Genomic DNA, 11,829 nt, shown 5'->3' on the forward strand with positions numbered 1-11,829 from the left:
GGCAGCGCCAGCAGCGCGGGCACGCTCCAGAACGCCAATGCGGCGGGCCATCCGAAGCTACCCGCAAGCCCCGCAGCGCTGGCCGCCGCGACGGCCGCGCCCGCCATGATGCCGGTGGTGTACAAGCCGAACACGCGTCCCATGTCATGCGCGAAATTGCGCTTGATGAAGGCAGGCAGCAAGGTCTGCACCAGCGCAATGCCGACGCCCGCCAACACCGCCGTCAACAGCAACCCGTAGGTCTGCGTGCCAGCGTAGCGCGCGGCGCAAGCAAGGGCCACCAGCGCCACGCCCAGCGCGATCCCGGTGCGTTCATTCAGGTATTTGTTGAGGCGCCCGCCCGCGAGTGCGCAGATCCCCATGACGAACACGGGCAAGGTCGTCAGCAGGCTGGCCTGCGTGTTGGTCGCGCCGGTGGCCGCCTGGATCATGTCCAGCAACGGCCCGATGGCCGCCAGCGCGGGCCGCAGATTCAACGCCACGGCCACGATGGCGACGATGGCAAACAAGGGGCGTAACCTCACGCGCGTCATTGATATCTCGACATCAAGTTATTTGATGTCGAAGTATATAGACGGCGCGGTGCATTCGGCAACGGGATATCATGGCTGACAATGTAAATAGCTTCATGTAGAGACAACCATGAATGACCGTGCACGGCGCGCGCAGGAAGAGTGGCAGCGCGAACGTCCTGACATCGACGCCAACGTGATGGCGCTGGTCGGGCGACTGCTGCAAGCCACGCATCTGCTGGAGCGCAACTGGTTCCTGCCGCTGGCAGCCCAGTTCGAATTGCACCAAGGGGAGTTTGACGTCATCGCCACGTTGAGGCGGTCAGGCAATCCGTACGCCATGACACCCACTGATCTGCACGAGGGCCTGATGCTGTCGTCGGGCGCGATGACGAGCCGGCTGGATCGTCTTGAACGAAAAGGCCTCATCGAACGTGTGCCGTCGCCGAACGACCGGCGCAGCACGCTGGTGCGGCTTACGCCAGCGGGCCTGGCGCTCATCGACAAGCTGCTGCCGCTGCATGTGGCGAATGAACAGCAGGCGATGGCTGCATTGACGCAAAAGGAACAGGCGCAGCTGGATGGATTGCTGGCGAAGTTGATTGTGGGGTTGGAGCGTAAGCCGGCGGATTGAGCGGGCGGCGGCTCCGGCGCAGGCTTCGCAAGCCATACAGACGCCGGCATACCTCGCGCGGTGCGCGTCGCAGATGTTGTCCTGACCCGACGAACAGCCGTCCAATTGAAAAAGCCGCCCGTGGGCGGCTTATCTGCCTTGCATCCCGTTGCGGCCGGTCGCCGCGCGGTTTGAATTCAGGCGTGGGTGTTGATGCGCGAGCCCAGCGTGCCGTCGATTGCCAGCACCGGCAGCGATTGCAACAGCGTGGCGACCGAGTCGGCTTGCGCGTTGATCGCCTTCTTCGTCACCGATGCCTGCACTTCCATCATGAGGTTCGCGTCGCGCAAGGCCAGGGCGGAATTGACGGTGTTGTTGACGGAAGCATCCATGGTCTAGGTGTCCTGGTGATGTGAGGCCGGATCAATGGCCGAAGCAAGTCGCATTATGGGGCACGCCAATCGAATGATGCAAAACATTTCGCAATGATCGCGAGGCGCAGTGCATTGTGGCGGGGGATCGTGGCGGGCATGTGACAGGTAAGGTCTTTGCTCGCTACGGCGGCATCGGCCTGTGCCACGTGCGGTCATGGCGGGCTACGGCTGCGCCGGGCATTCCTTCACTTTGCCCCAGCCTTGATTGGGTTCGCAGTACTGCTTGCGGGCGGCCCACGCGCATTCGGGACGTTCGAAGAAGCCGAGTTCCGCGCATTGCGCGAGTTCGCCGTCCAATACAGCAACCCACGCCATGGGATCCGGCGCGGGAATCTCGGTGATGCGCAGTGTGGACTGCGGCGCGGCCGGGGCGGGTTCTGCCGAAGAAACCGGCGCAGGGACGCGTTCAGGGGCGGCGGAACTGCCTCGTTCTGATGGCGCAGTGATGGAGGGTGCGGCGTCGGCTGCGGCCGGCGTTGCGGGTTTGGGATCGGGTTCGACCGATGTGGAAACCACCGGCTCCGGGGACGATGGCGCGGGCTCGGAAGGCCGTTCCGATTGCGCGCCGCCCGATGCTGATGCGCCACCATTGGCGGCAGCATCCACACCCGACGACAAGGGCGGCTGAGGCGTCAGCGGCACGCGCACCGGACTGGCGGCCGTCGTTCCCGACGTCGCGCTATTCGGTGAGTTCCACGACACCACGAGCAACACCAGGGCGCCATAGATGGCGAGGGTATAAACCACGGTCACCGTAGCGCATCCGAGGCGCCGGCGCGTGATGGGTCCACCCTCGTCGCGGCCTAACAGGCCTCGCCACCCCACAAGCGCCGCTCCCGGCGCTGATATCAACCACCAGCACAAACGCTTGAACCATCCGGGCTCGTTGCGGGGCAGGGATGCCTGCACCTGCGCAGCCAGCAATTCCCGCAAGGCGCGGTTTTCTTCGCGCAGACGCATGGTCTGCGAGTCCGCAGGCCCCTGGTCGTCTGGATCCGGCGTGCTGTCGTGCTGCGTAGCGAGTGGATCGGGAGGCGTGGCGGTCATGGGTGAAAAATATGGATACAAAGGCGTGCGGTCGCAATTATGCGCGATGGACTGATGGAGGCAATGAGGGAATAGGGCCGGAAAAAGGCGGCTTCGCGTGAGATCAGCGATCCGAGCGGCGGTGCGCGGGGGGATGCCTCGGCGCCTGGTACGGCGAGCGTTTTCGCGTGCCACCACTGCGCATGGCGGAAGAATCCGCGACCTGAAAAGAAACAAGCCGGCGTGAGCCGGCTTGTCTGTTCGACCAGGTGCGAAGCACCCGGTGCGAGGAAGGCGGGCAGGGAGGTCTTGCGACCAGATCCTGCCCAACCGTCGGGCGTTGCGGCGTGATTAACGCAGCAGCGACAGAACGGTTTGCGGCACTTGGTTGGCTTGCGCCAGAACCGAGGTACCAGCCTGTTGCAGGATCTGAGCCTTGGACATGTTCGACACTTCCGTGGCGTAGTCGGCGTCTTGAATACGCGAACGAGCGTTGGAGAGGTTGTTGACCACGTTGTTCAGGTTGGCGATCGTCGATTCCAGACGGTTCTGCACGGCACCCAGTTCACCGGTCAGCTTGTCCAGCTTCGTGAAGGCGGCGTCCAGCGTCTTCAGCGGGTCGGTGGTCTTGTCACCGGCGCTGGTGGTTTCGGTGGTCAGTTTGCCCTTGCTGTCGACGTAGGCGGTGGCACCCAGTTTGGGGGCGTAGTCACCGGTATTGTTACCACCGGTTACCGTTGCCTTTCCGGTGTTAGGATCAACCGTGTAGGTCGTGGTGAAGCTTCCGACGGTGGTGAATGATCCCTTGGAATCGACGAAGGTGTCGGCGACTCCGGTGCCGGCGGCGAAGGAAATTGTCTTAGTGAGAACGCCATCAGCCAGTGCGACCGTCTTTGCCGCGGTGTCAGCCTTGAACGTGGCGATCAAAGCATCCTTCGCGACGGTGTCGGTGTAAGAAATGGAGGTAGTGCCAGCGGCCGAATACTTAGTTCCGCCAATTTCCACGCTTGCCGCACCTGCAGCCGCTTTTGCCGTCTCTGCGAATACGCCATCAATCGTCGCGGCGGCGTTCGTGCCAGCGGCGTCGTTAGTCGTCAAGTCGCCTGCCGCAGTCAGGTAGGCCTTCTGACCGTCGATCGTGATTTTGCCCGTGGAATCGACGTCAAATTTCGCCGAATCGCCAGCTGCATTGGTGTAGGTGCCGCTGGCCGTACCGGAGGTGGGAGCCAGCGTTTTGGCAAAGTCTGCAAGGTCTTTGCCGGCCGGCGTGCCGGAAGCGCCGTCAACGACCTTGGTGTACGAGAAGTTGCCCTTGGCGGCATCGTACGTGTAAGCCGTGCCGCCGACGTTCACCTTGTTACCATCTTTGAGGGCACCGAAGGCCTGCTCAACGGTTGCAGATTGGTGCGTGGTGGTCACGACCCAGTCATTCCCCGTGGCGGGCGGCGTAGCACCTGCTGCTTGGAAGTCGGTAACAGTAGCGGTCCGATTCTGGGACACGCCTGCTCCGTTGACGTTGAACCCATCCAGTCCGAGGGTCTTGACGCTGATTTCGCTCAGGTTCAGCGTGATAGTTTCACCGTCATTAGCGCCGACTTGCAGCGTCAGCGGCTTGGCCGAATTCGACAGGACTTTCACACCGTTGAAGTCAGTTTGTTCCGAAATGCGGTTGATGTCCGACAGGCGCTGGTTGATTTCGTCCTGCATCGAATCCAGCTGTTCTTGCGAGTAGCTGCCGTTCGAGGCTTGCACGGTCAATTCGCGCACGCGCTGCAAGTGGGTGTTGACTTCGGAGGCGGCGCCTTCCGTCGTCTGGGCCAGCGAGATACCGTCGTTGGCGTTACGAGCGGCTTGGGTGAGGCCCTTGACGTTCGCGGTGAAGCGGTTGGCAATGGCCATACCGGCGGCATCGTCTTTGGCGCTGTTGATGCGCAGGCCCGACGACAGGCGTTCGATGGCGGTACCCAGGGCGGATTGCGACTTGTTCAGGTTGTTCTGAGCAACGAGCGACAAGTAGTTGGTATTGATGACTGCAGCCATGTTTAGGCTCCCAAGAGAGAAAGGCTTCTTCAAACCGGGCAGCTAGGCCGCCCAAACTGTAACGGCGAGGTATCTACTATCTTGCTGAATCTCTTCCGTTGCCAGGATAACGACAGGGCCTGAGCAAACTTTAGGGGGATTTTTTTGGACTTGTGAACATTTGCATTGCTGGCAAGTTTGTTGTCGTCCTGCCGATTCTGAAATAGCTCCGCTTTGAGCAGACCGTACGGCCGTGTACGGGCGTTCGCGACTCAGATCAGCAGGCCTTGTTCACGTAGGCCGCCAATGACGTCTCCTACCATGGACTGGGCCAGCGAATCGAGATTACGCACTCTCTTGACAGACTTTCCTGAGGGGTGAGAGAGCTTCCCGCTAGCGAGTTCGTCGCGAAGGCGAGTGCGTATTTCCGCGATCGATGTGTTGCCATCAATCAATCGAACTATGAACTGACTCGTCTCGTCTCGCGGCAATTGAATGCGAGTGTGCCAAAGGTTGTAGAGGCCGACCGGCAAGGGGTCGTCGGAGCTTAATTTTTGCAACTGAGCCAAGCCGGGAATCCAAGTCGGTTTGGCTGCCGGTACGTCATACCCGACCGCCTCGAATCGATATTTGAGTGCATTTGCGTTCAGAACAACCACGAGGTGCGTAAGAACTAGTGTTTCCAGCTCCTCTGAACTCAGTGACTTTTTTGCTTTGGGCCGAACAGCATCTACTAAGGCGGCAAAGCTTACGGCCTGTGGCCACGCCTGCCTCAAGATGTCGACCAATGCGATAAAGGTTGGGTCTGTAGTGGTAACGCCGGCTCCCAAAGGCGTCTTGTAGTAGCGCTCTTTGGTAGGGGAGCCAGTCGGTTTTGGTGCTGGTTTCAAGCATGCAGCAAACGACATGTTCTTGAATGCGCTAGCCTCGGGGGTGGTCAAAATGGCGTCCGCTCGTTCGGAGTGCACGAGCAGGCTCTTACGGAATTGACGTCCTACAGCAAAGTCCAAGTATTGTTCACGCATCTCTCTCGGAGAGTCGGCTGACAACGCGCTGTGTAACACGGCAACATTGCTTCCGTAGTTTGAGGGGATGGATGATTGCGGGTCTGCATCAGCCAAATATGCGAGACCCGCTTGTTGGGCAGCCGCCGCGAATTCGAGGAAATAGCATGGAGCGTTGACGGCCTCCAAATGCTCGTGCATTAAGTAGTAGTCGGAGTGTTGTCTCAGTTGACGGGCCGCCTGTTGCAGAGCGCTGCGTAAAGGGTTGCTATTGGATAGACCGTGCTCTAGCATTCCCAGCACATCCTTCGCCCGTGTCACGCGTTCTGTCGGTGTTTGCGCTCCGTAACTATTCAAGATCATCGCATCCCGAACAACGTCTGACGCCTTCCACCCTGGGTATGTGTTGTAGCTGATATAGGCGATACCTTCGGGCGCCAGATTCTCACGGCATACTCGCAGGATTGCTTCGCGAACTGGTGGGGGTACCCAGCTAAAAACGCCATGAGCGATGATGTAGTCGAACTCACCGAAGTCTTTGCTGATGTCGGTGATGCTTAAGGAGCGCAGTTCGACATTTGCCAGCCCCAGAGCTTTGATAATCGTTTGTCCCGATTCGATCTGGTGTGTAGATAAGTCGATGCCCACGACGTGTGCATTCGGATGTGCGACTGCAAACGGCAGCAAATTGCCGCCTGCCGCGCACCCCAGTTCGAGAATTCGGGCGTTTTCCACGGGAGGCGCGCTTAGACCGTAAAGTGCGGCCACGGCGCGCAAATGTCCAGGGGCCGTGAGGGGAAAGGCGTTAGATTCGTAGGGGGTTTCGTCGTAGGCGTCGGAAAGCGCCTGAATGAGTTCTTCGGTTTGGGTCATCGTGGGTTCACGGCAAAATTGGCTGCTTTTGGTACGGCATGCCATTAGGTGGCAAAAAAGGAGAGCTGGCCTTAGGCTAGCAGCGGTGGGGTACGGCAAATCAGCGGAATAAAGCCAGAATTGCGCGGAATTCTCTTTTGAATAACCGTGCCGAGGCAGAGCAAGGCTTGGTTGGTGTTCAGTGTGCTGGCCGAAGGTCGACGCGACTTGATTCCGCGTCGGCCTTTTCAGGTGCCCTTAGCTGGGTTTAGCCGCCAAAGGACGTAGCTCACAAAACCTCAAATAATCTGCGCGATCTGCCCTTCCTGGGGCAACTCCTGCCAAGCCTGATCCTTCAACCGAGCCCGAATCCGCGCCGTCGCCTGCGACCGGAGCTGGCAAACCCGCGCTTCGGTCACATTCATGATTGCGCCGATTTCCTTCAGATTCAGCCCCTGCTCGTAACACAACGACAGCAGCAGCTTCTCCCGATCGGGCAGGGCGTCAATCGCATGCACCAACGCCTGCCGGAAATCTCCGGCCAAGAGCGAATCCAGCGGATTCCCACTCGGCGCCCCGTGATTCAACGTCGCAGACCAATCGGCCTGCCCCGACGCCGAATCGGGTTCGGTGGTGAAGTCTTCGTAATGCACGATCTGCACGCCTTGTGCGTCGTGCAGCAGCGACTGGTACTCATCCAGCGGCAGTTCAAGCTGCGCGGCGATCTCGGCCTCAGTCGGCGCGCGCATCAAACGCTGTTCCAGAAACTGGATCGCCTGTTCGATCTTGCGGGCCTTCGTGCGCACGCTGCGCGGCAGCCAGTCCTGGCCGCGAAGCTCGTCGAGCATCGCGCCACGGATGCGCGTCGTGGCGTAGGTCTCAAATTGCGCGTCCGCGGTTTCCTGATAACGGCGGACGGCATCGAGCAGGCCGATCATGCCGGCTTGTATCAAGTCGTCGAGTTCGACGCTGGCGGGAAGCCGGGCGAGCAATTGCAAAGCCAGCTTCCGAACTAGCGGCGCGTATTCGACCAGGCTGTCATCTGCGTGGGGCATTGCGGGAATTCTGGCGGAGTCCATCGTGAAGCGCGGTCGTGTTGCCAATTTGCGACATTGTCGACAAGCGCGGCTACGGTAAGGCGGGCGAATCTTAAGAGTCGCTAAGTTGGCATTGTCGGCAATGGGGCGCCGTTCATTTCAGGAAGTACGCAACGTTTTGAATGCTTATTTGGCAAATTGGCGAAAATTTGTCACGAACTTGTATGTCAAGGTGTGTCTAGAAAGGCACGTTGCGCAACATCAACAAAGATTTGTCATATAAGTCATAGAAAATGACATCACCTGTGGTAAATTTTACTTAATTTGCGAACAAATGATACATTTCGCATAAAAACAGGATGCAGCAAGCAGTCAGGTAACAATCGTTGCCTGCGCTATGAGTAATCAAGCCCCTCGGGTGGGATAGGGATAGGGAGTACGGCGTGCAACAAGTCGAAAATTCTTTGCTGGCAGACATTCGCGAAGTGAATCTGTCATATCTGTTACTGGCTCAGCGTATGCTGCGGGACGATTTCGCCGCATCGATGTTCCGCCTGGGTTTCAGCAACGAAGTCGCTGACATTCTCATGCGCCTTTCGCCGGCGCAACTGGTGAAACTGGCCAGCTCCAGCTCGCTGCTGTGCCGTTTCCGCTTTGACGATTACAGCCTGCTGTCCGCGCTGACTCACGACGTTCTGGGTGGTGCGCTGCAACAAGCGCATGCAACCATCCTGCTCGCCAAGCAGCCTGTCGAAGAACTGGCCTGACGGCCTCGCGAATTCCACTCGGATACACCTGTAATGGCCTCCAAGAGCGTTTCCCAGGAAGCGGACGACATTCTGCTTGCTAGCTCCATGATTACGCTGGGCGCGCGCCTTCAGGTGCTTGAGGCTGAAACAAGCCTCAGCCATGATCGCCTCGCCCGCCTGTATCGCGAAATCCGCGGCTGCTCGCCACCCAAGGGCATGCTGCCTTTTTCGGTTGACTGGTTCATGACCTGGCTGCCGAATATTCATTCCTCTCTCTTCTATAACGTGTATTCGTTCCTGAATACGCGCACCACCAGCAAGGGCATACGCGCCACCATCGATGCGTATCGCCTGTATCTCGAAAACGCGGGGCAGGAAACCGCGGATGCCGAGCCCGTCCTGAGCTTTACCCGGGCGTGGATGCTGGTGCGATTCTTCGACAGCGGCATGTTGCAGCTCTCTGCATGCCGGCAGTGCGGCGGCCATTTCATCGCCCACGCCCACGATCCGCAGTCCGATTTCGTGTGCGCCATCTGCCGTCCGCCACCTCGCGCCGGCAAGACCCGCGCGGCGGCCAAAGCACGCGCCGGCAGCCGTTCAGCCCCCATTGCGACCGCCGCTCCGACCTGATCGGGCGTCCAAATACATCAAAAGCCCTGGAAAACACCCCCTAACCCGCCTTTTTGGGGCAGGGGGGACAGGGGATCATTGACGCAAGTTATAGACTTCGTTGGCAGGGGCCCGTTGTGTTGATTGTTATCGGTTTTCTTGTGGTGATCGTGTCGGTCGTCGGCAGCTTCATGGCGCTGGGCGGACACATGGGCGCGCTTTACCAGCCCTTCGAGCTGACGCTGATCTTCGGCGCGGCGTTCGGGGCTTTCCTGGCGGGCAACAGCAAGAAGTCGCTGATGCTGGTCAAGAAGGCGCTTCCCGACGCGCTCAAGAGCTCGCGCTACGGCAAGGACGTGTACATGGAGCTGATGGCGCTCCTGTATGTGCTGCTGAACAAGGCGCGCCGTGAGGGCCTGATGGCCATCGAATCGCATATCGAGGACCCGGGCTCCAGCCCGATCTTCAGCGAGTATCCCCGTATCGCCAAAGACGAGAAGCTCATGGAGTTCATTACGGACTACCTGCGCATCATGATCAGCGGCAACATGAGCTCGTTCGAAATCGAAACGCTCATGGACGAGGAAATCGAAACCTACCGCCACGAGCGCGAAGTGCCGGCGCATGCGCTGCAGCAGATGGCCGACGGCCTGCCTGCTTTCGGTATCGTGGCCGCGGTGCTGGGTGTGATCAAGGCGCTGGCCGCCGTGGATCAGCCGCCCGCCATTCTGGGTGATTTGATCTCCAAGGCGATGGTCGGCACGTTCCTGGGTATTTTGCTGGCGTACGGCTTTGTGGGTCCGCTGGCCTCCCGCGTGGAACGCCGCACCGATGAAGCCATGAAGGTGCTCGAATGCATCAAGACGACGCTGCTGGCCAGCATGAACGGTTACCCGCCCCAGCTCGCGGTGGAATTCGGCCGCAAGGTGCTGTTCTCGGCGGTCCGGCCTACCTTCGGTGAGCTGGAAGAGCACGTCCGCCAGACCAAGTCGACTGGCAAGGCCTGACGGAGCGGGCCATGAGCACGGTAAATAATCACCGTGTGGTGATCCGCCGCAAGAAGGTCAAGGGCGGCGGGCACCACGGGGGCAGCTGGAAGATCGCGTACGCCGACTTCATCACGGCAATGATGGCGTTCTTCCTGGTGATGTGGCTGGTCAGCATCGTGCCGAAGGAAGAACTGAAGGGCATCGCGGAATATTTCCGCATGCCGCTGCGCGTCGCCATCACGGGCGGGCCCAGCAGTTCGGCTGAAACGAGCGCCGTGCCGGGCGGCGGGCAGGACCCGCTGCGCAGCGAGGGCGACGTGCGCCGCGGCCAGGGCAACCGGGTCGAGTCCCAGCCGATGGGCGACGCCGAGCGCCGCGAGCAGCATCGCCTCGAAAACCTCAAGAAGCGCCTCGAAAACGTCATCGAGACGAGCCCGGTCCTGAAATCCTTCCGGCCGCAGCTCCTGATCGATCTGACGACCGAAGGCCTGCGCATTCAGATCATCGACAACCAGAACCGCCCGATGTTCGCGACCGGCCGCGCCGAAGTGCAGCCGTACATGCGCGACATCCTGCGCGAGCTGGGGCCGGTGCTGAACGAACTGCCCAACAAAGTCAGCATCTCGGGTCATACCGACGCGTCGCAGTATGCGCGCGGCGAACGCGCCTATAGCAACTGGGAGCTGTCGGCCGACCGCGCGAACGCCTCGCGCCAGGAATTGGTGGCGGGCGGCATGAACGAAAGCAAGGTCATGCGCATCCAGGGTCTGTCTTCCAGCATGAGTCTGGTTAAAGATGATCCGTATGCAGCCGTTAATAGACGCATCAGCCTGGTGGTGCTCAACCAAAGCACCCAGAAGCGCATCGAAAGCGAGAACGCCGCAGCCGCGGATTTGAGCGCCAAGGATGCGCGCGAGGTGGGGACGGCCGTGCAGGCGGTGCAAGCCGCCAGCCAGGCCGCAACGGCAACCAAGCAGGGCGAGGCGGAGAACACCCCGCCCGCTGAAGGGGTTCGACAACAATGACGGCAACGATACTCGTGGCGGATGATTCCACGACCATGCGGATGATCGTGCAGGCGACGCTGACCGGCGCAGGCTGGAACGTGTTGACGGCTTGCAACGGCCAGGAAGCGCTGGAGGTGGCGATGGCCAACCCGGTGGATCTGGTCGTCAGCGACTGGAACATGCCGGTGAAGGGCGGTCTGGAGTTGATCCAGGGGTTGCGCGAAGAGGACCGGTACATGGATGTGCCGGTGCTGGTGCTGACCACCGAGGACGACGTGGACAGCAAGATGGCAGCCCGGGATCTGGGTGTTTGCGGCTGGCTTTCCAAGCCGGTGGATCCCGATGTGCTGGTGGAATTGGCGACCGAGCTGCTCGACGAGCAGGCCGGCGCGTAGCAGGTTCATTTAGAAAGGCGTACGGGTCATGAGTTCTGGTTTGGACCTCAGTCAGTTTTACGAGACCTTTTTCGACGAGGCGGACGAGCTGCTCGCGCAAATGGAGCAGCTGTTGCTCGAGCTCGATGTGGGCGCGCCCGACATCGAGCAGCTCAACGCCATTTTCCGCGCGGCGCATTCGATCAAGGGCGGTGCGGCGACGTTCGGCTGTTTCAACCAGCTGGCGGGCACGACCCATCTGCTTGAGAACCTTCTGGACGCGATCCGGCGTGGCGAAATGGCGCTGCGCACGGACATGATTGATATTTTCTTGGAAACGAAAGACGTGCTCAAAAGCCAACTGGATGCCTATCGGGCCTCCGAAGAGCCCGATGATGCCGTGTTTGAGCGTATTTGCGCCGTATTGAGGCAGCTTGCGCTGGAGCATAAGGATCCCGCCGCGGCTGCCGCGCCCGCGCCCGCTGCGCCTGCACCCGTTGCCGCGCCGGTCGCGGCCCCGGCGCCCGCACCCGTGCAGCAGGCGCCCGCGCCCGCCGCGCCGGTCGAAGCCGCCGCGCCGGCCGCCGCCACCGGCGAGCAAGCC

13 protein-coding genes are annotated in these 11,829 nt (G+C 60.5%); 7 read left to right on the forward strand and 6 right to left on the reverse strand.

Annotated elements, in window-relative coordinates; all coding sequences use genetic code 11:
- Window positions 1-509 (reverse strand): MFS transporter (locus B2W22_RS12775; RefSeq protein ID WP_286937979.1); only part of this gene is annotated, 509 nt, incomplete at its 3' end.
- A 133-nt stretch (window positions 510-642) separates the two neighbouring features.
- Here B2W22_RS12775 and B2W22_RS12780 point away from each other — a divergent pair.
- Window positions 643-1,146: a MarR family winged helix-turn-helix transcriptional regulator gene (locus tag B2W22_RS12780; RefSeq protein WP_286937981.1), complete on the forward strand. Its 504-nt coding sequence runs from the start codon at window positions 643-645 to the stop codon at window positions 1,144-1,146.
- A 176-nt stretch (window positions 1,147-1,322) separates the two neighbouring features.
- Here B2W22_RS12780 and B2W22_RS12785 read toward each other — a convergent pair whose 3' ends face one another.
- From B2W22_RS12785 to B2W22_RS12805, 5 genes are all read right to left on the reverse strand, one after another.
- The gene (locus tag B2W22_RS12785) at window positions 1,323-1,517 is read right to left on the reverse strand and encodes a putative motility protein (protein ID WP_056316520.1); all 195 of its coding nucleotides are present in this window, start codon (window positions 1,515-1,517) and stop codon (window positions 1,323-1,325) included.
- A 204-nt stretch (window positions 1,518-1,721) separates the two neighbouring features.
- Window positions 1,722-2,606, reverse strand: coding sequence for a hypothetical protein (locus B2W22_RS12790; protein ID WP_286937984.1), 885 nt, complete (start codon window positions 2,604-2,606; stop codon window positions 1,722-1,724).
- A gap of 330 nt (window positions 2,607-2,936) precedes the next feature.
- Complete coding sequence (locus B2W22_RS12795) at window positions 2,937-4,625, reverse strand: flagellin (protein ID WP_286937986.1); 1,689 nt, start codon at window positions 4,623-4,625, stop codon at window positions 2,937-2,939.
- Between the two features lie 251 nt (window positions 4,626-4,876).
- Complete coding sequence (locus B2W22_RS12800) at window positions 4,877-6,481, reverse strand: methyltransferase regulatory domain-containing protein (RefSeq protein WP_286937988.1); 1,605 nt, start codon at window positions 6,479-6,481, stop codon at window positions 4,877-4,879.
- 278 nt (window positions 6,482-6,759) lie between these two features.
- The gene (locus tag B2W22_RS12805; protein ID WP_175186085.1) at window positions 6,760-7,515 is read right to left on the reverse strand and encodes an RNA polymerase sigma factor FliA; all 756 of its coding nucleotides are present in this window, start codon (window positions 7,513-7,515) and stop codon (window positions 6,760-6,762) included.
- Between the two features lie 425 nt (window positions 7,516-7,940).
- Between B2W22_RS12805 and flhD the strand changes: the two genes are divergently transcribed.
- The 6 genes from flhD to B2W22_RS12835 form a co-directional block, all read left to right on the forward strand.
- Window positions 7,941-8,264 carry a flagellar transcriptional regulator FlhD gene (flhD, locus tag B2W22_RS12810; protein ID WP_046806433.1) on the forward strand — a complete coding sequence of 108 codons (324 nt, stop codon included), beginning with the start codon at window positions 7,941-7,943 and terminating at the stop codon, window positions 8,262-8,264.
- Between the two features lie 33 nt (window positions 8,265-8,297).
- The gene (gene flhC / locus B2W22_RS12815) at window positions 8,298-8,876 is read left to right on the forward strand and encodes a flagellar transcriptional regulator FlhC (RefSeq protein WP_175126091.1); all 579 of its coding nucleotides are present in this window, start codon (window positions 8,298-8,300) and stop codon (window positions 8,874-8,876) included.
- A 116-nt stretch (window positions 8,877-8,992) separates the two neighbouring features.
- Window positions 8,993-9,862: a flagellar motor stator protein MotA gene (gene motA / locus B2W22_RS12820; protein WP_056570169.1), complete on the forward strand. Its 870-nt coding sequence runs from the start codon at window positions 8,993-8,995 to the stop codon at window positions 9,860-9,862.
- Window positions 9,863-9,873: 11 nt separating this feature from the next.
- Window positions 9,874-10,869 carry a flagellar motor protein MotB gene (gene motB, locus B2W22_RS12825; protein WP_175126092.1) on the forward strand — a complete coding sequence of 332 codons (996 nt, stop codon included), beginning with the start codon at window positions 9,874-9,876 and terminating at the stop codon, window positions 10,867-10,869.
- Window positions 10,866-11,246, forward strand: coding sequence for a response regulator (locus B2W22_RS12830; protein ID WP_175126093.1), 381 nt, complete (start codon window positions 10,866-10,868; stop codon window positions 11,244-11,246). The genes motB and B2W22_RS12830 overlap by 4 nt, the downstream gene beginning before the upstream one ends.
- A 28-nt stretch (window positions 11,247-11,274) precedes the next feature.
- Window positions 11,275-11,829 (forward strand): Hpt domain-containing protein (locus tag B2W22_RS12835; protein ID WP_286937991.1); only part of this gene is annotated, 555 nt, incomplete at its 3' end.

This window comes from Achromobacter sp. UBA4530 (assembly GCF_002388205.1).
Taxonomy (GTDB): Bacteria; Pseudomonadota; Gammaproteobacteria; order Burkholderiales; family Burkholderiaceae_B; genus Achromobacter; species Achromobacter animicus.